Origin of the sequence: Spiroplasma endosymbiont of Danaus chrysippus (genome assembly GCF_902809815.1) — a bacterium.
In the GTDB taxonomy this organism is placed as follows: Bacteria; Bacillota_I; Bacilli_A; order Mycoplasmatales; family VBWQ01; genus Spiroplasma_E.
In genome coordinates this window covers 96337-120946 of sequence record NZ_CADDIL010000003.1, presented here as the reverse complement: position 1 = coordinate 120946, position 24610 = coordinate 96337, and the positions used below count along the sequence as shown (strand labels likewise).

General features: G+C 24.1%; 25 protein-coding genes and 2 pseudogenes. 18 read left to right on the top strand and 9 right to left on the bottom strand.

Annotated elements, in window-relative coordinates; genetic code table 4:
- Positions 1–88: 88 nt before the first annotated feature.
- From SPIRDC1_RS04310 to SPIRDC1_RS04300, 3 genes are read left to right on the top strand one after another with little or no spacing between them, the layout of a single operon-like run.
- Complete coding sequence (locus SPIRDC1_RS04310; RefSeq protein ID WP_174480708.1) at positions 89–1027, top strand: ligand-binding sensor domain-containing protein; 939 nt, start codon at positions 89–91, stop codon at positions 1025–1027.
- Complete coding sequence (locus SPIRDC1_RS04305; RefSeq protein WP_174480707.1) at positions 1018–1353, top strand: NHL repeat-containing protein; 336 nt, start codon at positions 1018–1020, stop codon at positions 1351–1353. Before SPIRDC1_RS04310 ends, SPIRDC1_RS04305 begins: the two co-directional genes overlap by 10 nt.
- An 8-nt stretch (positions 1354–1361) precedes the next feature.
- Complete coding sequence (locus SPIRDC1_RS04300; RefSeq protein WP_174480706.1) at positions 1362–1754, top strand: hypothetical protein; 393 nt, start codon at positions 1362–1364, stop codon at positions 1752–1754.
- 73 nt (positions 1755–1827) lie between these two features.
- Here SPIRDC1_RS04300 and SPIRDC1_RS04295 read toward each other — a convergent pair whose 3' ends face one another.
- The 4 genes from SPIRDC1_RS04295 to SPIRDC1_RS04280 form a co-directional block, all read right to left on the bottom strand.
- Complete coding sequence (locus tag SPIRDC1_RS04295; protein ID WP_174480705.1) at positions 1828–2292, bottom strand: hypothetical protein; 465 nt, start codon at positions 2290–2292, stop codon at positions 1828–1830.
- Positions 2293–2580: 288 nt separating this feature from the next.
- Positions 2581–2934 carry a hypothetical protein gene (locus SPIRDC1_RS04290; RefSeq protein ID WP_174480704.1) on the bottom strand — a complete coding sequence of 118 codons (354 nt, stop codon included), beginning with the start codon at positions 2932–2934 and terminating at the stop codon, positions 2581–2583.
- A 286-nt stretch (positions 2935–3220) separates the two neighbouring features.
- Positions 3221–4060, bottom strand: coding sequence for a hypothetical protein (locus SPIRDC1_RS04285; RefSeq protein ID WP_174480703.1), 840 nt, complete (start codon positions 4058–4060; stop codon positions 3221–3223).
- Between the two features lie 255 nt (positions 4061–4315).
- On the bottom strand, positions 4316–6076 hold the full coding sequence (locus tag SPIRDC1_RS04280) for an APC family permease (RefSeq protein WP_174480702.1): 1761 nt from the start codon (positions 6074–6076) through the stop codon (positions 4316–4318).
- A 356-nt stretch (positions 6077–6432) separates the two neighbouring features.
- Between SPIRDC1_RS04280 and SPIRDC1_RS04275 the strand changes: the two genes are divergently transcribed.
- Positions 6433–7926, top strand: a complete 1494-nt coding sequence (locus SPIRDC1_RS04275; protein ID WP_174480701.1) for a YfcC family protein — start codon at positions 6433–6435, stop codon at positions 7924–7926.
- A gap of 73 nt (positions 7927–7999) precedes the next feature.
- Here SPIRDC1_RS04275 and SPIRDC1_RS04270 read toward each other — a convergent pair whose 3' ends face one another.
- On the bottom strand, positions 8000–8185 hold the full coding sequence (locus tag SPIRDC1_RS04270; protein WP_174480700.1) for a hypothetical protein: 186 nt from the start codon (positions 8183–8185) through the stop codon (positions 8000–8002).
- 684 nt (positions 8186–8869) lie between these two features.
- Between SPIRDC1_RS04270 and SPIRDC1_RS04265 the strand changes: the two genes are divergently transcribed.
- Positions 8870–9808: a hypothetical protein gene (locus SPIRDC1_RS04265; protein WP_174480699.1), complete on the top strand. Its 939-nt coding sequence runs from the start codon at positions 8870–8872 to the stop codon at positions 9806–9808.
- Between the two features lie 29 nt (positions 9809–9837).
- Here SPIRDC1_RS04265 and SPIRDC1_RS04260 read toward each other — a convergent pair.
- Positions 9838–11039: pseudogene (locus SPIRDC1_RS04260) on the bottom strand (IS256 family transposase).
- Positions 11040–11193: 154 nt separating this feature from the next.
- A complete protein-coding gene (locus tag SPIRDC1_RS04255) occupies positions 11194–11478 on the bottom strand; it encodes a hypothetical protein (RefSeq protein ID WP_174480698.1) in 285 nt (94 codons plus the stop codon).
- Between the two features lie 126 nt (positions 11479–11604).
- On the opposite strand from SPIRDC1_RS04255, the gene SPIRDC1_RS04250 reads away from it, so the two are divergent.
- From SPIRDC1_RS04250 to SPIRDC1_RS04210, 9 genes are all read left to right on the top strand, one after another.
- Entirely contained in the window at positions 11605–12498 is an 894-nt protein-coding gene (locus SPIRDC1_RS04250; protein WP_174480697.1) for a hypothetical protein, read from the top strand.
- Positions 12499–12511: 13 nt separating this feature from the next.
- Positions 12512–13666: a YitT family protein gene (locus SPIRDC1_RS04245; RefSeq protein WP_174480696.1), complete on the top strand. Its 1155-nt coding sequence runs from the start codon at positions 12512–12514 to the stop codon at positions 13664–13666.
- Positions 13667–13818: 152 nt separating this feature from the next.
- Positions 13819–14865 carry a DUF3137 domain-containing protein gene (locus tag SPIRDC1_RS04240; RefSeq protein WP_174480695.1) on the top strand — a complete coding sequence of 349 codons (1047 nt, stop codon included), beginning with the start codon at positions 13819–13821 and terminating at the stop codon, positions 14863–14865.
- An 87-nt stretch (positions 14866–14952) separates the two neighbouring features.
- Positions 14953–15972, top strand: a complete 1020-nt coding sequence (locus SPIRDC1_RS04235; protein ID WP_174480694.1) for a hypothetical protein — start codon at positions 14953–14955, stop codon at positions 15970–15972.
- A gap of 22 nt (positions 15973–15994) precedes the next feature.
- Complete coding sequence (locus SPIRDC1_RS04230) at positions 15995–16882, top strand: hypothetical protein (protein WP_174480693.1); 888 nt, start codon at positions 15995–15997, stop codon at positions 16880–16882.
- 108 nt (positions 16883–16990) lie between these two features.
- On the top strand, positions 16991–17164 hold the full coding sequence (locus tag SPIRDC1_RS04225; protein WP_174480692.1) for a hypothetical protein: 174 nt from the start codon (positions 16991–16993) through the stop codon (positions 17162–17164).
- A 17-nt stretch (positions 17165–17181) separates the two neighbouring features.
- Positions 17182–17367 carry a hypothetical protein gene (locus SPIRDC1_RS04220; RefSeq protein ID WP_174480219.1) on the top strand — a complete coding sequence of 62 codons (186 nt, stop codon included), beginning with the start codon at positions 17182–17184 and terminating at the stop codon, positions 17365–17367.
- A 17-nt stretch (positions 17368–17384) separates the two neighbouring features.
- Positions 17385–17630: a hypothetical protein gene (locus SPIRDC1_RS04215; RefSeq protein ID WP_174480691.1), complete on the top strand. Its 246-nt coding sequence runs from the start codon at positions 17385–17387 to the stop codon at positions 17628–17630.
- A gap of 4 nt (positions 17631–17634) precedes the next feature.
- Positions 17635–18453 (top strand): hypothetical protein, encoded by an 819-nt coding sequence (locus SPIRDC1_RS04210; protein ID WP_174480690.1) that lies wholly within the window; start codon positions 17635–17637, stop codon positions 18451–18453.
- 29 nt (positions 18454–18482) lie between these two features.
- Here SPIRDC1_RS04210 and SPIRDC1_RS04205 read toward each other — a convergent pair.
- Positions 18483–19376: pseudogene (locus SPIRDC1_RS04205) on the bottom strand (IS256 family transposase); the annotation flags it as partial.
- Between the two features lie 94 nt (positions 19377–19470).
- Between SPIRDC1_RS04205 and SPIRDC1_RS04200 the strand changes: the two are divergent.
- The gene (locus SPIRDC1_RS04200; RefSeq protein ID WP_174479940.1) at positions 19471–20709 is read left to right on the top strand and encodes an IS256 family transposase; all 1239 of its coding nucleotides are present in this window, start codon (positions 19471–19473) and stop codon (positions 20707–20709) included.
- 139 nt (positions 20710–20848) lie between these two features.
- Here SPIRDC1_RS04200 and SPIRDC1_RS04195 read toward each other — a convergent pair whose 3' ends face one another.
- Positions 20849–21844, bottom strand: coding sequence for an IS3 family transposase (locus SPIRDC1_RS04195; protein ID WP_174479968.1), 996 nt, complete (start codon positions 21842–21844; stop codon positions 20849–20851).
- Positions 21845–21941: 97 nt separating this feature from the next.
- On the opposite strand from SPIRDC1_RS04195, the gene SPIRDC1_RS04190 reads away from it, so the two are divergent.
- From SPIRDC1_RS04190 to SPIRDC1_RS04180, 3 genes are all read left to right on the top strand, one after another.
- On the top strand, positions 21942–22577 hold the full coding sequence (locus SPIRDC1_RS04190) for a hypothetical protein (RefSeq protein WP_174480689.1): 636 nt from the start codon (positions 21942–21944) through the stop codon (positions 22575–22577).
- Between the two features lie 150 nt (positions 22578–22727).
- Positions 22728–23633, top strand: coding sequence for an ABC transporter ATP-binding protein (locus SPIRDC1_RS04185; RefSeq protein WP_174480688.1), 906 nt, complete (start codon positions 22728–22730; stop codon positions 23631–23633).
- Entirely contained in the window at positions 23626–24489 is an 864-nt protein-coding gene (locus SPIRDC1_RS04180) for an ABC transporter permease subunit (RefSeq protein ID WP_174480687.1), read from the top strand. Before SPIRDC1_RS04185 ends, SPIRDC1_RS04180 begins: the two co-directional genes overlap by 8 nt.
- Positions 24490–24610 lie beyond the last annotated feature (121 nt).

The following is a 24610-nucleotide window of genomic DNA, read 5'->3' as shown; positions in this document are numbered from 1 at the left end:
TTTATTGCATTTTCTTTTTTGCGTTTTTAAAATATAAAATAACCTATTATTATAAAAGTTATAGAAAAAAACAAAAAGGAGATTTTTAATGAAAAAAATATTAACAATATTAACTACCTTAGCATTTACAATAACTATCGAAAATTGTATTAGTAATTTTAACTTAAGCACAATCACATTACAAAATGATTGTTTTAAAAAAAATAATGTTCATCAAAGCAATAATGATTTTATTTTTTCTGATTTATATAAAAATAATAAAGGTGAAATATATTCAATAACTAATGATGGTATTTATAAATATACTAATGATAAAAATACATTCATAAAAATGAAAGGCATAAATGAATTAATAATAAGTTTAAAACTTGACGCAAAAGATAATATTTATGCTTTAAAAACTAATGGCATTTATAAATGTCTAGTCAATAAAAATGAATTTAAAAAAATATGAGGTATCTATTTAAGTCAAGCAGATAATTTTAGAATATATTTACTTTTTTCAAAAAATAATGTTTATGCTTTAACAACTGAATATAATGATTATCATAATAAAATAATTTATAAACTTTTAGCTAATGAAAATGAATTTACTTTAATTGACTATAAAACAGAAATAAATAATAACTATAATATTGAATCATACCGTTTTGCTGTTGATAATATTGGAAATATTTATGTATTAAGTAAAAACTGAAATAATAATACAACAATTGTTTATAAATATTTATTTGAAAAAAATAGTTTTATAGAATTAAATGGTTTACCGACAAAAAATATTATAAACAGTAGCGTTGATCTGAGAGTTGATAGTAAAAATAATATTTATATATTAAACTTACATAATAAATTTTATAAATGCTTAGCTAATGAAACTCAATTTAAAGAAATTTTATTAATAAATAATAATAATAACATTCAGATAAATAATATAGTATTTGATAGTGAAAACAATATTTATGTTGTACAAACTGATGGTGTTTATAAATGTCTATCCAACAAAATGAAATTAAAAAAATGACAATAGAAGATAATTACACACCAAGAAGCATATCAATTGATAAAAATAATAATATTTATCTAATAGATATTGATGGTCATATTTATAAATGTTTAGCTAATGAAATGGAATTTAAACGTATATTAGGATGACCAGGCATGCCGTGTACTTTATTATTTGATAAAAATAATAACACTTATGATTGATTTAAAAATGGAATCTATAAGTGTTTAACTAATGAAATGGAATTTAAACAAATGACAGGATTAGCAAGATCTATTACAAATGTAAAATTTGATGATAAAGATAATATTTATGTATTAACTAAAAAAATTATCCTTATAAATGCTTAGTTAATGAAATGAATTTTAAAGAAATTTGTAATAAACAAACATTCAATAATGAAAATCAATTTGAAGTAACATATCGTTTTGCTGCTCACGATTGAATAATTATAAAAATTAGCTATGATATTTTTTTGAATATGGAACAAATATATAATGATGAAAATCAAAGTAATTTTCAAAAATTATTTTATAACATTATTATTGATTTTACTAAAAAAGATGAGACTGGGTTTGCTGGTGGTATTTTAGAATCAGATTATACTACAGCAATTTCAATAATAATTGAACATTTTGAAGAAATTAATCAATTTTTTAAAACTTTATCACAAGTCCAAGGTATAAAAATTATTACAAATAGAATTGGATCATGAGATAAAAATGATAATATGGGAATATTTAATCAGTAAAACCTAATTATAATTAAGTAATATTTAGTTTTTATTTTGATATTTTTTTCTAAAATTAAATTGTAAAAAAATATTAATTTAAAATTCGTGGTTTAGAATGAAAAGTATTACTAATACCATTATTACTACTAGTAATATCAACAGTATTATTTATAATTGGCTTAATACGCATATCAAATATAGTAATAGTAACATTTTTAATACTAATAAAAAATTGCTTTAAAAAATCTAATTGTTCAAATGTAAAATTTAGTTCTTGATTAGTAATCAAATCATTAATTTTTTTAATATCATAATTATTTTCATAATACACAGCAAAATTATCACATTGCTTTTGTTTGATCAACATAAAAAAAGAATCAACAGTATTATTATCCAACTCTTCAATTGGTATTGATTTTAAAATTTTGTGTTCAGTATCATTATAAGTTGTTGTTACTTTATATAAAATTTTAAAATCATTATCAACTTTATATTTTTCTATTTTATAATTTTTTAATTGATTGTTATCATTAACATAATATGATTTGTTTGCCATTTGATTACCACCTTTAAATAAAATAAATCCTTTTTCAATTTAAATAAATAAAAAGAGATTTAAAAAATTAAAAAATCAAGTATTAGTTCTTATTTAATTTTACAACTAAATTATTTAGAAATAAAGTAAATCTATAATAAAATAATATATTTTATTATAGATTTAAATTTAATTTATATTAATTAGAAAATTTATTATTTACCTGGAGTTCCAACAACCATTTTTTGCGCAAGAATAACACTATCAAAATGTAACTGTAAAAATGCGGGTTCACCATCATTAAAAGGGCTAAGTAGCAAGTAGCACAATTAAATTGGTAATAGCATCAACATCGGGTTCTGAGTAATCATTATCTTGATTACCAGATGTAAATCCCAATTCTCTTAAAAAGGTTACAGCATCAGCATCTTTTGCTTTCCATTTACCATCAGTAGAACCTTCAACTAATAACTTTTCTTTAAACAAATTATCTTTAATAAGATTAGTAGAGTCAGCAGTGATAATACAAGTTCCAAGATTATCAAAATTTATTACTTCATCAATTATACTTGTATTTTCATCACTATATCATCCTAATAATTCTGCATATTTCCCATTTAATTGCGGATTATTAGGGATATTTGAACCATTATTACCGCACACGCAACAACTGAAGGAGTTGCTCCTACTGTTAATGCAAGGGCACCCATTAATCTTAATATATTTTTCATATTCACATATACCTCCAATAATATTCTTTAAACTTATTATAATAACTATAAATCAATAACTTAGTTACTTTTTTTAATATAACATCGTATAATAAGTTCTCGAATATTTATTATATACTATATGTTTATAATGTTTAAAAATATGAAAAATAAACATTTTTTAAAAATAAAATACTCCTTTTAATTTAAAAGGAGTATTTTATTTTTATTTTATAAAATTATGCAAGTGTTAATTCAGTTTTTGCTTCAAAAGTAACATCACCAGTTTTATAAGTTATTTCTAATTTATCACCAGCAGCTCAAACTTCATCAGCATGAGTAATTGTTCCTAAATTTGCCCCAATTTTTAAAGCAGTTAGAGTATTTAAAGCAGTAAACTGTTTTACTTGATCTGATTCTCCTTTAATTAGTATTGGTTCTCCTGGTTTTTTTGCAGTTTCTGGAATTGTAGTACCATCTACAAACATAATTTTTGAATTTGTAGTGACATCAGTATCTGTTATTTTAATTTCAGCAGCTATTGCAGTAAGAGCAGTAGCAATAACACCTTTTGTTTTATCAGCTTTTAACTTAATGCCATAAACATCACCAAGTGCCTCTTCACCTTTTTTAAATTGGAAGTTAAAAGTACCACCAGTAATAGCATAATCTTTACCATCATTCATTTTAGCTAATTCTGGTTTAAAATCAGTAACTGCACCAGTAATTTTATCTAATTCTTCTTTATTAAATTTTCCATCTGTAGCTGTTTGTTTTAATTTACCAGTAAGAAAATCAGCACATGCTTGATTAGCAGCTGAACCATCATCTTTTAATAGAGCACTAACTTTAATTGGTGTTTTTAAAGCATCAATAGTTCAAGTAACATTATCCTTGACAGTTGTATCAAGTGAAACTGTTTGTACCCCTTCTCCTTTATCATCTGTTAACCCTAATTGTTTTGATACTTCTACGTTCATGGCTACACCAGCTTTATCACCACAAGCAACAACTGAAGTAGTAGCCGCTGTTGTTAATGTTAATGCACCCATTAATCTTAATATATTTTTCATATTCATATATAGTACCTCCAATAATATGACTTTTGAACTACAAATACAATAACCACAATTTAGAATTGCTTCTAAACATAATATTGAAATGAATCCAATTAACATTATACATCATATTTTGCTTTCTACCATCAATATACTTTATAATAATATAAAAAATATTCATTATTAACACCTTTAATATTACTATAAAAATTTGTCAAAAATAATAAATACTAAAAATGTATTGGTTATAATAACCAATACATTTTTAAACTTTTTTTATTCTTCGTCTTCACGCCATTCGCCTTCTGACATCAATAATTCTTTACGTACATTTTTAGCAATCGTATAATTAGGGTTTTTATCATCACCATTAATTAAAACATTACGTACTAAATAATTTTCAATTTCATTTTGTAGATTTTTTGCAACAAAAGGTCAATCATCTTTCACTCTAAATTCGCTATCCAATTCTTCTTGTAATTTAGGATTTGTAAGCATTCTTTTTCTTTGCATTGGTTTATAATAAGCAAAGTATCAAATTAGAGCAAACGCAATGCTAGCAATTAAATAAACTAATTGTAAAACATTAGAAGTTATATCAGATATTCCTTTTGTAGTATCAGTTCCACCTTTACCAATAAGACTTGCACCCGAAATTAAACCATTGATTAAAGATCTTAATCATTCTTCAAATTGTCAAACTAAGAAAAGTGTTGCTGCAAGTCAAATAATAATTTCAAAAATATTTTTTTTCAATTTCTTTTCTATAGACAGTTTAATTGCAATGGAAAGTACAAAAACATAAATAATAACCATAATAATACCGGCTTCAGCAGTTAATGTTCCATAATTAACAATCGAACTTAAAACTAATTGTCCATCCTTATAAACAGGATGTAACGTATCAACTATTACTCCAATAATATCAGGTAAAATTAATCATACAAAAGCTGAAGAAAAAGTAATAATTAAATTTAATCTAGAAGCTTTAAATGGAATGTTATCTTTTGATAATTCTTTATATTTAGGTGAAATATACCCCTCAACAGATAATGGTTCTAAAATAGCACCACTATATAAAGCATTTTGCATTCCAGCATTAGACTTTAATGAAATAGTACAAATTAACATTACAAGGATACCAATTATTCCTAATCATTGTGCATGAGCTTTATCACCTAAAATTTTAAAAATACTTAAGTTGGGATTATCTGAAAAATTACCAGCAACAGCACCAATCATAAGGATTGTTACTGCCATATAAAAAATAGTAGATAAAATCATAACAATAATTAATGAACGACTAATATTTTTTTCAGGATTTCTAACATTTTTACCAATTGTTGAATAGGTTTCAAATCCTAAAAAGAAAAAGAAACACATGGCAAAAGCTTGTGAAAAGTTATTGGCAGTTAATTCTTGATGAGAAGTAGTCATATCTCAATTTGAAGTTCCTGCCATCACAAATAATATAATAGTTGCTATGATTAATAAAAAAGTTGTTCCTCATTTTAAATAACTAGAAATATTCACAAATTTTTTAAATGCAGCCATTCCTAAAAATAATACACAAGAAGCTAAACCATAAATTAGAATTCCAATCAAATCTAATCCTAAATGTTGTCATACTCCTCAATTAGCATATAAAAAAGAAGATGGATCAGTAAAATTAATTCTAATCATTGATACAATTTGTGAACTAACTATAACAGGTAAAGTAGCATACTGTAAAAAAGAAATTAATCAACCTCAGAAGCGACCATAACTACTTCTAACATAAATATAAGCAGCACCATTATTACCCGGATGTACTCTTGAAAGTCTTGAGAAAGCTCAAGCACAAGTTCCTGCAATTAATCCTTCTACTAAAAAAATTCAAATCATATGAGAACCTAAATTTAAACTATCTTTATTAATTAAAATTGCAAAGTTAGCAGTAAAAGTAATTCCAACAGTATAATTAAAACCAAACCAGACTAATTCTGATAAAGTTAATTTATGATTTGTCCTTTCTTTTTTCTTAAAAAGTTTTAACATAATATTCTCCTTTCAATTATAATAATTATATACCTTTAAAGTGATTTCATTAATTAATGAAATAGTCAATAAAATCAAAAAAAATAAAAAAAATTAAAAAAAATATATGTAATTTATAATAACTAATTTTATTTTAAAATACTACTAATATTTAATTAAATTTTCAAATAATACTAATAAAAAAATAACATTTTTTAAAAACTATTATTATTATAATAATGTTACTTAAATAAAAATACTACTTTTTTAATAAGTTATTTTAAAAAATAAGCTTAAACATCTTTTATTCTACATGATAAATAGTGTATTATATAATAATACTTTTAAAAAAATAAAGAAGGAGGTATTAATCATATATGGGAATTACCAAAAAGAAAAAATTTCGTTTATTTCCATTTAAAATGCCAACAGCAATTACAGTCTTATTCTTTATTATTGCTCTAATTATTATTATTTCTTGGATTCCAGGAACAACAGGTAAATGATTAGAAGATGAATCAAAGCCTGTAAGCACTGATAACCCCTGACAAGACGGTGGACCATTAGGTATCATGGACTTATTTTTGGCTCCAATTAAAGGTTTCATTGGTAGCAGTGATATTATTGTTTTTGTTTTAGTAATTGGTGGATATATTGGCATAGTTATGAAATCAGGTGCACTAGATGCAGGAATTGGTCGTTTAGTTAAACGTCTAAACGGAAAAGAAATTTGAATTATTCCTTCAATTATGACTATCCTATCGATTGGTGGAACAGTTGAAGGAATGTGTGAAGAAACTATTCCTTACTATTTAATTATTATTCCAGCAATGTTAGCTGCTGGTTTTGATGTTGTTACAGCTGTATTAATGATTTTATTGGGTGCTGGTGTTGGTGTTATGTTTTCAACACTTAATCCCTTTGCTATTGCCACAGCTTCACAAGCTAGTGGTTTAAATCCGGGTGATGGAATCATCTGACGTTTAATTTGTTGATTTTTAGCAACTATCGGTACTATTGCTTTTGTTATGTGATATGCAATCCGTGTTAAACGTAATCCTGAAAAATCAGTTGTTTTTCACTTACATAGTGAGCATCATGAAGAATTTATTAATAAAGAAGAAATACCTGAATTTACTAAACGTCGTAAAATTATTTTAGCACTATTTGGATTAACATTTTTAATTATGGTGCTTTGTATTATTCCATGAGGTAAAATTACAGGAACAACTATTTTTGATGATTTTCACAATACATTAATTAAATATTTTCCATATTTCACAAGTCAAATTAATGCATTTGGTGACTGAAATATTGAAATGTTAGCTTTCTTATTTTTCTTTGTTTCAATTATCATTGCAGCAATTAATTGAAAAGGCGAAGAACAATATGTTCGTAATTTTATTAGTGGTTCTTCAGAATTATTAGGTGTTGCTTTAATAATTGCTGTTGCTGGTGGAATTGGCTGATCATTACAACATTCAGGAATGCAACATGTTGTTGTTGGTCAATTGCAAAGTATTGATAAATTGCCAAGATTTGCTATTGTTATTATTGGTTTTTTTGCTTTTCTTTTGATTGCCTTTGTTATTCCTTCAACATCAGGATTTGCAAAAGCTGTTTTCCCTATTGTTTCAAAAATAGTAATTCCTTTAGGATTAGGTTCAGGAATGATTACTACTTTTGTTATGGCTAGTGGTTGAATTAATTTATTTGCACCAAGTGCAGGTGTAATGATGGCAGGGCTTGCCATTGCTAAAGTTCCCCTAACAAGTTTTTATCGAGCAATCTGACCATATACTATTGGTATTACTGTCTTTGCCTTAATAATGTTAAGTATTGGAACTTTATTACCTCAATCAATATTTTAGTAAAATTTAAAGCACTATGTTAATTAAAACTTTTCTCTAATTAGAGAAAAGTTTTTTAATTTTTATTTCATTTTTATAAAATTAAACATCGTTTGGGAAAACATTCACTTTCACGATTTGTTTCCGTTTGTTCATTATTTAGTAGACTTAATTGATCATCTGCTAATTCTGAAATTTCTACAACTTCATCTTCTGGTAAAAAAATTTGTTCTAATATTTTATTAATATTATTTCAATCATTTACAAAATTTTCACTCATTTTACTGTCTCTAATTATTTTTCCAGTAGGAGGATCATATTCTGTTGATTGACAAGAATTTAACAACATTTCTTCAACAAAACCAGAAACTTTATAAATAATTAATAATTTTTGGTTAATATTATCATCACTTTTTTCTTTCTGTAATTGCTGTTTATACTTACTTAATTCATCTCATAATGATTTAATATTTTCCTTTTTTGCTTCTATTTTTCTAAAAATTTTCTATAATTTCTTTATAATCAACTTTTATTTCAGATAGTAAAGATTTTAAATTCATATTTTCCCCTTTCAAAATAAAAAACCTACTTGCTTAAAACTTAAACAATAGGTCAAAAACTTATATTTTTTTATTTATAGAAATATTATACTTTATTATTTTTATTTTTTTTCAGATATTACTTTATAACAATAAATACTAATATGATTTTAATTTTTAATTAAAATCTTAAATATTTTTAATATATTTTGATTATATTAAAAAATAAAATTATAAGTGTTTTTTATTTAATTTTACTATTAATAATTTATAAATACACTCTTAAAGGTTTAAAAAAACCATAAAATTTTTTTATGTATTATAATAGTGTTAGTGAGTTATTTAAAATAATATGTTTTACATAAGATTATTGAAGATAATTTCTCACATCTATTCTAGATTTAACTGAGGAGGTTAAGAGAAAAATGAGGAATATGAGAACATTATTAAAGTTATTAGGTGCTAGTGTCATAACAACAGTACCAGTAACTACTGTTATAGCTTGTGGTAACAACAAAGAAGATCAGGTAAAAATATTACTAGATCAAGTATCAATAAATTTAAATTTAACAAATGATGAAGGAAACGGTTTAAAAACTATTAGACTTGATTGAGAAAAAGATACATCCTTTTTCTGAATTGATAATTCCGATATTTTGGTTACTAAATTATTAGAAAATGAGGCAACTACTGGTCAAGCCAAAGCTAAAGATAAAGACAGTTTCTATTTTTTAAAATCTGTTTTACAACAGAAATTAACATCAGGAACAACACCTGAAGATGGTACTTTTGATGCAGCGGAAGTTGCTAAAATTAAAAATAAAATATCTAATATAAAAGTTTCTACTAGTAAATTTGTAGAACCAAATGATGATGAAAAACTTGTAGTTGGTGATGGGACATATAATTTACAATTCTTTAAAGAAGATGGTAAAACAAATTTAGGGGATAAATATACAGTAAAAGCAATGACTGGAACTGATGCTTTATTTAATATTTTTGCAAGTGATAGTCCTGCTAAGTTAAGTTATAATGAATTTGTTTATGAAGGAAGTTCTATTGAGCATTTCCAAGCGGGTTATAAATTAGAAGAAACTGTTAATAAATGATTAAAAGATAAAACAGAAGTACCATTAATAAGCAAAAGCAGAACTGAAAAAGCTATTAAATTTAATAACTTTGAACAATTAGTTGGTTGAAAAGCAAAATTTAATGTTATAAGTTTTGAAAGAAGAGGAGAATTCCCTCGTCCAAATGATTTAACAGACGGAGATGAACTAACACTTTCTATTGCTTTAGTAAAAAATCAAGAAACTATTTCTTTAAAGTCAACAACAACAATAAGAATAAAAGAGGCTTTTTAGTAATCTGTGTTTCTTTGTTTTACAAAGTACTAGTTCAGATTAATTCTGTCTTCAAATTTTATCATAAAATGAGCAATTGCTGTATTTCAATTTTGAATAGGCAATGTTCATTTTTTGTGATATTTTCAATTGCTAAGTAAAAAATTTTAAAAACTGCCATATCATTAGGAAAAACTTTTTTATTTCTAATAACTTTTCGTAATTGGCTATTAACAGATTCAATAGCATTTGTAGTATAAATTACCCTTTTAATTTCTGCTGGATAACTAATAAAAACCATTAAATTTTCTCAATTTTTATATCAAGATTTAGCAATTTGTGGATATTGTTTATTTCATTTACTTTCAAATGATTCTAAAGCTTGCATTGCTTGTTCTTCACTACATGCTGTATAAATTGGCTTTAAATCGATAACTAGAGACTTTCGATGTTTGTATGAAACATATTTTAAGCTATTTCTAATTTGATGAACTATGCATAATTGATGTTCAGTTTTAGGATAAACTGATTGTATTGCCTCTGACATGCCTGTTAAATTATCACTACAAGCAATAAGAATATCATTTAAGCCTCGATTTTTCATTTCTGTAAAATTATTTAATCAGAATTTAGCACCTTCATTTTCACTAATTCATAAACCTAAAACATCTTTTTTACCTTCTAAATCAACTCCTAAAGCTATATAAACTGATTTGTTAATAATACGTTTATCCTGACGTACTTTAACTACGATACAATCAAAATAAATGATTGGATAAACACTATCTAATGGACGATTTTGCCATGCTTTGACATCATCAATGACATCATCAGTAATTTGACTAATTACGCTTTCGCTAATATCTGCGCCATCATATAACTCTTGCAACTGCATTCTAATATCTGATAAAGTCATACCTTTTGCATATAGTGAAAGAACTTGTTGATCAAAACCATCAAATCTTCTCTGTCTTTTTGTGATTATTACTGGTTCAAAATTACTATTGCGATCTCTTGGTACATCAATTTCAATTTTACCTTGTTGAGTTATTAATTTTTTTGATGTTGTACCATTACGAACATTGTCATTATTACTGCGTTGATTTCTTTCGTGTCCTAAATAATTTTGCATCTCAGAATTCAACATTTTTTCTACCAATCGTTTAGTTAATTCTTTATATAAGCCTCCCTCTTTAAAAACTGTTGTTAAATCCTCAGTATTTTCTAATAATAAATCTACTGCTTTTGATATTGGATCATTGTTATTAAGATTNACTACCTAAAGGTTCAAATCAATATTTTTCTCTCAATGAAGCTATAAATGATGTAAACCAATATATTATGTTTTATAATTACGAAAGAATACATTCTAAATTTCTAAAACCACCAATTTCACAAATAAAAATTTAAAACTGTCTATCCAAAGTGGTCCAGTATTTAGGGCTAACCACCTTTAATAAATAAGATTGTGCTTGTGAATTTGTAAAAATACCAGCAATAGAATTAGTTGAATCATTTTCATTTCAATTATAAAAATTTCCACTTTCAAAAGCTAAGGTTAAACTTTGTTCATTTAGGATAGTATTTTCTGATTTTATTTCTTTATGATGATAATTATTTATTTTCACTTGGCTTAAATTAGTAAAAGCGGCTAGTGAAATAGTAACTAGTGTATATAAAATTTTAAACATATTATCAATTCCTTTAATATAAACTAATATTAATTATAAAGATTTTGAAGATAGTGTATAGCAAAATAATAAAAATAAGTTACAATTTATATATGATATTTTTTAAATTAAGGAATGATTATAATTATGAAAAAAATTTTAACATTAATGGGTACTATTGCTTTTGGTAGTGGAATAGTAACACCAGTTTTAGCTTGTTCTGATCAACAACAAGATAGTATTTTAAAAGCAATTACTAATGGTAATGGTAATTATAATGGTTGAGAATCAACTTTATCAAAAGTTGGTATTAAAAAACCAGTGGGTGTTCCTATTGATGGTCAAAGACCTGAAAAAGAACAAGTTATTGAAAATAAAGCATTAGAAAACAGTCTTGCACAATCACTTTCCAAATTAATTTTAGATAAAGCAAATATTAAAGAACCAACTTGATTTGATAGTCAATTAGAAGTAGGTACTAAATGTTATTATTTTACGATTGATAATGGTAAAATAGATGAATCAACAAAAGCAAGAACTTGAAATGTTGATACTTCAACCGGTAGAATTAGTATTAATATTACTTATCAAGTTGGAGTAGTAAATAATGATAAAAGTTTTAAAGTTGAACAATACATAAAAAAAACTTTTAATATAAAATGTTCTTATACACAAAGCTATTACATAGTTTATAGTTGTGTTAGTGATGTTACTAAATTATCAGGACAAATAGTACCAATTAGTGTTGATGAAGAAACTAAACCTGATATTGATAAAACATATGCTGATTTTTCTCAAAAAACTAAAACTTTAGTTCAAGAAGGAATAAGTTTAGCATTAAATAATAATCCTTATGTTAATTCTGTTGATATTAATATGAAAGGAATTGATGGTCAAAAAGTTACAAGCTCTGGTCCTAATAAATTAGAACTTAAAGTTAATTTTGTGATTAGTTTTCAAGATTCATTAATTGACATGTCTTTACCTTCGCCTTATGATGATAGTAATTATGTTCCAACAATACTTCAATTTAATAGTTAAAAAGGAGTTTAATATGTCCAATAATTCAGAAGCAAAAAATAAAGAAAAAGAGCCACCGTTAATTGTTGATGCCTTTACTTTTAAAAATATTGGTGTTAAACAAGAGATCCATTCTTCATGAAAAAACTTTAATTGAAAAATAACTTCTAAAAATTTATTATTAATTTTTATTGGTGCTTTTTTAACAACTGTTTCCTTTTTTTATTTTATTAATCGTGCTGGTTTATATACTAATGGTTTATCAGCTTTTGCACAATTAATAGCTAAATTTATTGCCTTATCTTATAATGGCAGTATTACTGAACAAGAAACAACACAAGCATTTTGATTTTATCCAGTATATTTTCTTATTAATGGTCCTATCATTATTTGGGGATTATTCAAGGTTGGATTTCGTTTTACTCTTTATACTATCATTTATTTGTTATTTCAAAATGGAATTAACTTTTTGTTAACAGCAATTGATGCTCTTAAAAATTTTCAAGTTTTAGGTAATGAGCCATTAAAAGGTACTACAGATTATTGGCACTTAGTTTTACCACGTACTTTTCTTTTTGCTGCTTTAGGTGGATTAATTTATGGTGCTGGTATTGGTATTTTATTTAAAACTGGTGGATCTAGTGGTGGTATGGATTTTATTAGTACTTATATTTCTATGAAACGTAAATATTCAATTGCTACTATTATTAGAAATACTAATATTATTATTGTTGTTATTGTTTTAATTCTTGATGGAACTTTTTTACAGAAAACTAGTCTTGTTGATAATTTTTTAGTTAGACCTTATTTTATGTCAACGCTTGTTTATATTTATGTAGCAGCTTTTGTTATGAATAGAGTTTATCCAAAATATATGTTGATGAGTGTCTTTATTATTTCTAATGAATTAGAGCAAATCCGTAATGATATTTATCGAAATAATTATTTACGTGGTGGTAATGTTTGAAATGTGAAAGGTTTGTATTCAGGTAATGAATATAAAATGATGATGACAACAATGTCATTATTAGAATATAATTTTTTTAAAACAAAAATAGTTCGAATCGATCCTAAAGTTTTTATGGTAGCAGTTCCTGCAAAATATATGCATGGTGGTAATGCAGGTAAACCTCCACAAAATGCATCTGTTAATATTACTGAAATTAATGATTTTTTAGAAAAAAACTAATAATATATATGTTATAATGTAATTAGTTTTATAATAGTAGGTTTTTAGACTTCTAAATAGATTATTACATCTATAGTTAGTCTTTTTCTATTTTTTTATAAAACAAAATTAGTTATAAACTATATTAAGAATTAAAAAAGAATGGAATAATTATGAAACATAGTTTATCACCAAAGGTTGTAAATGAGATTGTTAATAATATTCATACTGACTATAATAATAGTAGTAATCATTGATGAATTAAATTAATAAATAATCGTTTATGAATTAGTTTATGAATTATTACTACCATTATTGCTCTAATTGCTCTAATTGCTATTGGTGCTAGTATTGGTATTAACAAATCATCATTTATTAAAAAACCATTTACCATTATTAGTATTATTGGATTCATTGTTGGATGCTTTTTATTAGTGCAGAGTTTTGTATTAAAAACTAAAATTCATGAAAAATTAATAGAAGAACTACCAATTATTAACTATTATCAATGAGTTATTAAAGATAATAATTCACAAATGAATTTAACAACTATTAGTGATTATTGAACAATTGAACCACAAGGTAATTTACCTTTAGATGAACAACCTAATTATTATAATTATTGCGAACAAGTAATGATAGGAAGTATTAATGGTCAAAATTTTAACTATGGAAGTATCATTAACCAAAAAGTTATGTATGAGACAAGTTCTGGATATAATAGTGCTGCTCAAGTTATTGAAACAGAAAAAATTACTTGTTATTATGCACGTTTTGTTTATTATACAACTATTATTAGTAATAATAATTTTACAATGACATTAACACCACGTAATATATTTTCAAAAAAATTTCGTAGTAAAAAGAAAGTTCAATTAGAATCACATTTATTTGAAGATTTATTTGAAGTAAAATGTGATAATCAAATTAAATTAAGATTAATTTTAGAACCAAAAGTAATGAATTTACTTAATGAATTTGCTTATAGTTTAGGAAATAAGGATTTACCAGTTATTCACATAGAAAATGAACAATTAACATTAAGTTGAAAATATGAATTAGGAAAAAATCCTTATAATGACGGAAAAGGTAAATTAATGGTTTTACCCACTACTACTAATCTTGAAAAGTTTATTAATAAATTATTAGCAATGATTAGTAAAGATATTTTAAATTTAACGCAAGCACAAATGTGAGTTAATAGTTTGCAATTATTATAATAATAATTTAAAAATAAGGTAGATAAAATTATGAATAACTATCAATTATTAAAATCAAGTTGAAAATGATTTAACAATAAATACTTAATGCAAACAATCTTATGAATGTTATTAACAATTTGTTTGATTATTTGTGCAATTTTATGAGAAATTAAAAGTAGTATTTTTAATAAAATTTTAACATTTGATTTTTTCAATAATGCTAGTATTACTGATGAAACTATTATTACTTTAAAAACTTATTTATATATTGCTATTTTTAGTAGTTGTATTGCAAGTAATACTTTAATATTTATTCAAATCAGATGTTGAATGAAAAAATATATTGAAAATAAATATAAGGTAATTTCAAATTTTGAAAATAATTTTTTTATTTTTAAAGCTTTATTAGTATTAAATGTTGCTAGAAACATTACTTATATTTTTTGTTTTACTAATGTTTTTACCACATTATTTGTTTTAACTTATTGATTTTGTTATTTTATTATTTATATTATTTTAGAAAAAATATTAGAAGAAAAAAATCAGATTCTTGGTAATCCTTGATGAAAAGATATAGAAAAACGATCATTATTTATCATTTTAGGTTTTGAAGTTTTATATTTAATTATAAAAAATTCAATTTTAAATTTTACTAAGGGTGCTATTAACATTGATCAAGTTTTAAAGTACTTTATTCCCGCTAGTTCTTTAGCATTAATATTAGCAGTCTTCATTCAAAGTTTAGTTAAAAATGATGTTAAAACTATTTTAAATAATATTAAAAATGTTAAAACTAAAGTTGATGATTTTAAAATATTTTATAATTGAGATTATAAAAATATCATTAGTGATTTTCTATTTGTTAAAGAAGCACCATTAATTATTCGAAATGAATTAAAACAAAAAGTATTAACTAATGAAGAAAAAAATAAAATATTTGAACTTTTACATGAAATTTATCAATTTCTAATATTTGTTGAAAAACAAAACATTAAAGTTAGTGAGTTGAAATATATTTATTATCATTTATTTTATGAAATAACAAACCGCGATGAAATTTCACAAATTAAAAATAGAATTATTAATACAAAAAAGAAAAATTTGAAGATAATACTAAAAAAGTAGTGATTATCTAAGGAAGTTTATTATGAAAAAAATATTAAAAATTATAAGTGTTTTTGCATTTACTAGTATTACTAGTATTAATATTAGTGCATGTGATGTTTTTCAGAATTCATCAGTTGATTATCAGCAATTATTAGAAGATGCTGCAAATTTAATTGCTAATAATACTTATCCCAATTTTAATAATTTTTTAAAACCCGAAAATAAAACTCATGTTTTTGATTTTAAAAAATTAATTGAAGACAATATTAGTAACTTGTTTAATACTGCTCCAGAAGATTTTAGTAATATTACTTATGAAATTACTAATGGTCAAGATGAAATAAAAAAAATTAGTACTACTAATATTAAAATTCATTTAGCTGTTTATAATAATTCTACGGTAAAAGATTGTAGTTTTAATGCTAATTTTAGTCCATTACAAGATTATATAAATGAAAAATTAGAACCATTAGTTAATGGAACACAATATTTATCAATTAACAAAAAAGACAGTGGTGGATTTTATAATGACTTAGTTACTGCTGGTGCCACTTTTAAAAGGGAAGAAAAAAATCAAAAAGAACAATATTTAAGAAATAATTCAGATAAAGCTAAAAATTTTTGAAAATTATTTCAAGAGTGAATTCCTTCTGAAGAAGTGAAAAACCCTTTACTTGGTAATATTTTAGTTCTATTGTTAAATTTTATTCCAAAAAAACCCTTTACTTGGTTAACTTTTGATAATTTTAAACCATATTTGTTAAATGCTGGTGGCTATAATAATGTTATTGCTATTACTGGCAATAAAAAATTTGGTGATAAATATTATGATTATATAAAAATTGGATTAAAGGGTAAAAATTCAAAGGATATTGCTTTTGGTAATAAATATGAAGGTTTAACTTTTATTTTTACTACTAATAGTTAATTAATACATTTTTAGTTCCTTTTTGAAAAGATAAAAATTAATAATAAAAATTACTTTTATAACTAATTTTGTATTAAAAAAATTAAAAATTGAAAGGAAAATATTCAAATGAAAGAATTTTTACATGAATTAATAATTATTGGAACAAGTGTTGGAACATTAATTTGCAGAGAAATTATTGTTTTATTAAAAAGATTTATCACAACTCCAAAACATGTTAGAGTAAATAACAAAATTATAAAACATCAAAAAAAAATTAGCAAAATTAAACGAAAAAATTAATAAAGGAGAAAAATAATATGACAAAAATTGAATTTAATGAAAAATATAGAAAACAAGATATCAGTATTGATAGAGATTTTGATTTACATATTGATAATTGTTTTAAATTTTCTGATATCAATACATTAGAAAATGCTGTTAATGATTATAAAAAACTAATAAGTGAAATGCCACAATTAGTTAAAGATTGATTATTGGGATAAGATTAGGAGAATGTTAAATGTTAGAAAATGAAAATAATGTTCAACAAACAACTGAACCTTTAACTGAAAATAATGCTTCTTCACAAGAAATAGAAAATAAAGTTAATGAAGCAGAAAATAAGTTAAATAAACTTAATCAAGAAATTAAAGAAAAAGAAATGATTAATATATTTAAAAAATATCAAGTTAAAACTGAATTTTATGATTACTTAAAATTTAAAACAAATAATCTAGAAAATTGAAAAATTAGAAGAAACTATTAAAAAAATGATTAAAGAACAACCAATATTTAAACAAACAATTAATAAAAAAATGGATCAACTTCTAAACTATAATAATGATAAATCTATGAAAGAAATTGAAAAATTAAACAAAAATATTGAAGAAAAGAATAAACAAATTAAAGAATTAGAAGCAAAAATAAATAATAATACTAATAGTCAAGAAATTAAAGATAAGTTAAGTGAATTAGAAAATAATAAAAATAATTTAATTAAAGAAAAAGAACAATTTGTAAAAGATGCTGATTATGATAAAGCAGCTAAAATTGATAAAGAAATTAAAGATTTAGAACAAAAACAAAAAAATTTAGAAAAAGAACTTGAAAAAAAAGAACTTCAAGAAAAAATAATTAAAATTCAATCAGAACTTGAACAAATAAAAAAAGAAAAAATAGATTTAGAAGAAAAAATAAATAATAATAGTAACAATAATATTTGTTCTAAAGAAGAAGTTATTGGTGAATTTACTATTACAAAGGTAACCACAATTGAAGAATTTAATAGTACTAATAGTATTAGAGAAATGATTGCTAATAAAATAAAAAATCTTTATCCTAGCGCTGTTATTAATGAAGATTACAAAATTGAATTTGAAACTTTAAATACTAATGATATTGTACAAGGAAAAGAATTAAAAATAAAAATTAAACCAACAAAAAATAGTAAAGTAAAAGAAGAATTAAATTTTATAGTTAAAATTAATTATAAATATGATGCCGAAGAACAAAAAAGAGCAGCAACTGGTATTTTAAGAAAAGCAATACCCACAGAATTTTGAAATGATAGAAAAAATGGGAATGTTTAGTAATCTGTGTTTCTTTGTTTTACAAAGTACTAGTTCAGATTAATTCTGTCTTCAAATTTTATCATAAAATGAGCAATTGCTGTATTTCAATTTTGAATAGGCAATGTTCATTTTTTTGTGATATTTTCAATTGCTAAGTAAAAAATTTTAAAAACTGCCATATCATTAGGAAAAACTTTTTTATTTCTAATAACTTTTCGTAATTGGCTATTAACAGATTCAATAGCATTTGTAGTATAAATTACCCTTTTAATTTCTGCTGGATAACTAATAAAATCCATTAAATTTTCTCAATTTTTATATCAAGATTTAGCAATTTGTGGATATTGTTTATTTCATTTACTTTCAAATGATTCTAAAGCTTGCATTGCTTGTTCTTCACTACATGCTGTATAAATTGGCTTTAAATCGATAACTAGAGACTTTCGATGTTTGTATGAAACATATTTTAAGCTATTTCTAATTTGATGAACTATGCATAATTGATGTTCAGTTTTAGGATAAACTGATTGTATTGCCTCTGACATGCCTGTTAAATTATCACTACAAGCAATAAGAATATCATTTAAGCCTCGATTTTTCATTTCTGTAAAATTATTTAATCAGAATTTAGCACCTTCATTTTCACTAATTCATAAACCTAAAACATCTTTTTTACCTTCTAAATCAACTCCTAAAGCTATATAAACTGATTTGTTAATAATACGTTTATCCTGACGTACTTTAACTACGATACAATCAAAATAAATGATTGGATAAACACTATCTAATGGACGATTTTGCCATGCTTTGACATCATCAATGACATCATCAGTAATTTGACTAATTACGCTTTCGCTAATATCTGCGCCATCATATAACTCTTGCAACTGCATTCTAATATCTGATAAAGTCATACCTTTTGCATATAGTGAAAAAATTTGGGAATGTTTAGTAATCTGTGTGACTTACAAAAATAACTATGTTTAATTAATTCTAGTAAATATAATTTATATATCTAGAAAGAGTGAGTTACAGATGGCTAAAAAAGATAATCTTAATAACAATGATCCAATATCAAAAGCAGTAGATTTATTATTAGAAAATACTGAGGATTTAACAACAGTTTTTAAAGAGGGAGGCTTATATAAAGAATTAACTAAACGATTGGTAGAAAAAATGTTGAATTCTGAGATGCAAAATTATTTAGGACACGAAAGAAATCAACGCAGTAATAATGACAATGTTCGTAATGGTACAACATCAAAAAAATTAATAACTCAACAAGGTAAAATTGAAATTGATGTACCAAGAGATCGTAATAGTAATTTTGAACCAGTAATAATCACAAAAAGACAGAGAAGATTTGATGGTTTTGATCAACAAGTTCTTTCACTATATGCAAAAGGTATGACTTTATCAGATATTAGAATGCAGTTGCAAGAGTTATATGATGGCGCAGATATTAGCGAAAGCGTAATTAGTCAAATTACTGATGATGTCATTGATGATGTCAAAGCATGGCAAAATCGTCCATTAGATAGTGTTTATCCAATCATTTATTTTGATTGTATCGTAGTTAAAGTACGTCAGGATAAACGTATTATTAACAAATCAGTTTATATAGCTTTAGGAGTTGATTTAGAAGGTAAAAAAGATGTTTTAGGTTTATGAATTAGTGAAAATGAAGGTGCTAAATTCTGATTAAATAATTTTACAGAAATGAAAAATCGAGGCTTAAATGATATTCTTATTGCTTGTAGTGATAATTTAACAGGCATGTCAGAGGCAATACAATCAGTTTATCCTAAAACTGAACATCAATTATGCATAGTTCATCAAATTAGAAATAGCTTAAAATATGTTTCATACAAACATCGAAAGTCTCTAGTTATCGATTTAAAGCCAATTTATACAGCATGTAGTGAAGAACAAGCAATGCAAGCTTTAGAATCATTTGAAAGTAAATGAAATAAACAATATCCACAAATTGCTAAATCTTGATATAAAAATTGAGAAAATTTAATGGTTTTTATTAGTTATCCAGCAGAAATTAAAAGGGTAATTTATACTACAAATGCTATTGAATCTGTTAATAGCCAATTACGAAAAGTTATTAGAAATAAAAAAGTTTTTCCTAATGATATGGCAGTTTTTAAAATTTTTTACTTAGCAATTGAAAATATCACAAAAAAATGAACATTGCCTATTCAAAATTGAAATACAGCAATTGCTCATTTTATGATAAAATTTGAAGACAGAATTAATCTGAACTAGTACTTTGTAAAACAAAGAAACACAGATTACTAAAAAGCCTCTTTGTGGTATTTTTGTTTTTGGGATGTACATGTTCCAGTCTACTTTTGCATATTAGGTGGTTAGCCCTAAATACTGGACCACTTTTGGATAGACAGTTTTAAATTTTTATTTGTGAAATTGGTGGTTTTAGAAATTTAGAATGTATTCTTTCGTAATTATAAAACATAATATATTGGTTTACATCATTTATAGCTTCATTGAGAGAAAAATATTGATTTGAACCTTTAGGTAGTCATTCTTGAGATAAATGAGAAAATCAGTTTTCAGATATTACATTGCCACCAATATCATAAGGTTGTTTTTTGCTTAAAATTATTTGCTTATCAGCAGCTCAATTTGTGATGTCTTGACAATAAAATTCGTTGGCGTTATCTGAGTGTAAAATAACGTTTTTTACTTGGTTTCAAGAGAATTGTTGATTTATTTTTTCAAGTGCAGGAAGGATTAAATCTTGATAGGATTTGTTTGAACATGTATTATAGCTTACAATATTATTTGAATAAAAATCAATAATTACAAAAAGATATAATCAACCTTCTTTAGTATTTATTTGTTTAGTGTCCATTGATCAAATTTGATTTGAAGAGGTTGTACTTTTATAATCTTTGTTTACTTTATCCATTGTAGGTATTCACTTATTTGGATTTTTTTTGTTTTTAGGATAGTTATTTTTAGTTTGTTTTAATCCTTGAAGATTGTGATCTTTCATAATTTTTCGCATTTGTTTTGTTGATAATTCTAGATTTAAAATAATATGTTTGTATTGTTTTAATCATTCTTTAAATGCTGAAAAAATTCGTAAATAGCCATAAATTTGTCCTTTTCTTGTAAAATGAAATTCAAGTAAAAGTTGGCATAATTCTTGATATTTATGTGTACAATTACTAATTTGATTTTTTTCTTTTTTAATAGGGTTTTGTTTGTTTTTTACAAAATAATATGTTGATCGGTTTAGTTGAAGATGTTGGCAAAGATATCTAATTGAATATTGGTTTTTGCTATCATCAATAATTTGAATTTTTTGTTTGATATTTAACTTGTTAATTACTAATGCTATTTGTTTAATTTTATCCATTATTAAAAATCCTTTCATGTCAAAATTAGTGTTAATTGTATAACACAATTGTTTTTCGAATACATTCAATTTTTTTTTAAATTAATGGTCTAGTAAAAAGGGCTAAGTAGCTTATATGAAAGATGCTTTAACAGAAGTTGGTGTTACTGTTGGTGTAGTAACTATTCTTGGTGGAATTCGTTCATATGGTTTAATATTTTTAGTTGCTAGTCCAATTGGTCGTTGAGCTGATAAGTGAAAGTCTTACGTTTTGGGTTTAATATTTTTATTATTAGTTGGAATGATTGCATGCTCTTTATATGTAGTTATCCCTGGTTGAGGTAATGCTTGATTTTTACAGTCATCAAAAGCAGTTCAAATTTTATTTCAAGTTATAATGTGTTTACTTTTTATGTTTATTGGTTGTGTGGGTTGAGCATTATTGACGTTAAGATTTGTTCAAGTTGGAGAATTACCAATGGAAAAAAATAGTTATGCTAGTACAATATCATTAATTTCTTGAATTGCTTTTACTCCAGATGCTTGATTTAATTATGTCGCTTCAGCCATTGGAAAATTGCCAAATAATTCTTATGTGGTTGATGGTCATCGAAATTATTCATTGCAGGGAATTCAAATTTTATTAATTATTGCTATCGTTTGTGTTTTAGTTGGTTTAATTGCCGGAATAATTATTTATATTTTAAATAAACGAGAGTTAAAGAAACTAAATAAAACTTCATTTCGTTTTCGTGAGTTAGGAAACGTTTAATTATTTAATTTAATTAAATGATAATATTTTATAAAACTTGAAAATAAGTATATTAAAGATTCTTTTATAAAAAAGAAACATATCATTATTTATATTTTCTTCTTTTTGGTTTATAATAATTTCATGAATTAGTTTAGTTTGGAGGAAAATATGAATATAATTCAATTAAAAAATTTAACTAAAGAATATTCTCCAAATATTGGTTGTTTTGATATTAATATTTCAATCAATAAAGGTGAAGTTTATGGTTTTATTGGTCCTAATGGTGCTGGAAAAACTACTGTTATTAGACAAATGATAGGTTTTATTAAATCTGATACTGGTTTTGCAAAGATTTTAGATTATGATTGTTGAAAAGAATCGGCAAAAATTATGGAATCTCTTGGCTATTTAGCTGGTGAAGTAACATTGCCTGATTATATGTCAGGAATTGCTTATTTAAAGACAGTAGCTAATATTAGAAAAAATATTTCTTGGGCATATGTTGAAAAATTAATTAATTATTTTGAACTTGATGCAAAAAGAAAAATTAAAAAAATGTCTAAGGGTATGAAACAAAAAGTAGCGATTATTTCAGTTTTTATGCATAAACCAAAAGTTTTAGTTTTAGATGAACCAACTTCAGGTTTAGATCCTTTAATGCAAGAAAGGTTTAATACTTTAATTAGAAATTCTAAAAATGAAGGTGCAACAATATTTATGAGTTCTCATATTTTTGGCGAAATTGAAAATATATGTGATAAAGTTGCTGTTATTAAAAAAGGGAAAATAATTTCTGAAATATCAATTAAGGAAATACAAAATTCTGCTAAGAAAAATTATGAAATTAAATTTTCAACAGTGAAAGATTATAATGATTTCTTAAATAAAAAATGAGATATTATTGAAAAAAATAATATAACAAAAGTTATTAAACTGAATGTTTTAAGTACTAATGTTGATAAGTTTTTAAAAGAATTATCACTTTATAAAGTTGATAATTTTAAAGAATTACCATTTAGTTTAGAAGAATATTTTATTAAATTTTATAAGGATGAGGTAAATTTTAATGATTAATTTTAGATTTGTTAAATCACAATTTAAAAATATTAAAATTCCATTAATATTATTTTTTATAATTTTATGCATTTTAATAGCTCCCATTTTAACACAAGATTATCTTGCTCCAACTACGACATTAATTGGTGAAGAACATGGAGTATTAGGTTTAGGTGGATTAGGTGGCATGAATTATCTTAATTTTGTTTTTTTTGGTATTCCGGGGTTAATATTAATTTTTTCTTTTAGTTTAATTTTAAATCATATTTTAGTTTCTAAAGAAATTGATAAAGGTTATTTAGCTTCATGATTAACAATGCCAATGTCTAGAAAAACTATTTTAAATTCAAAACTTTTTGTTTTGCTTTCTTCAATATTAATATTATATGGTTCAATTTTTGTTTTTCAATTAATTATTTTTCCAATTAGATTTCAAGATTTTAAACTTCAAGAATTTGGATATCTTGTTTTATATAATTTGGGTTTAATATTATTGGCTTTACTTTGAGCATCAATTAATTGAACTTTTATTAGTTACTTTAATAAGTCAGTTATTTCTCTTTCAGTAGCAACATGTATTTCAACAGTATTTATTTTGTTTCAAACAATGACATTATTCTCTTTTATGCCTGGACTTGAATACCTTAAATATTTTAAATATATGACAATTGCTTCTTTATTTAATTCTCCATTTAAGTTTGGTGATATTCCAAATATAACACCCGCTCCCGGTGTTACAGAAGTAGCAAAAGCACCGCTTTTTTCTGTTAGAGCATTAGATTTTGCTTGACAATATCCAATAATGTTAATAGTACCTCTTGGTTTATTTCCATTAGGAAATTATTTTCTTATTAAAAAAGATTTATCTTTGTAAATTGATAATATTGTTTAATAAATGAGTTTAATAAAAATGTCTTTAAAACTTTAAAGACATTTTTATTTATTTAATGTCAATAAGATATTACTTTTTTATTAAAATTTTTGATTTTAGTTTT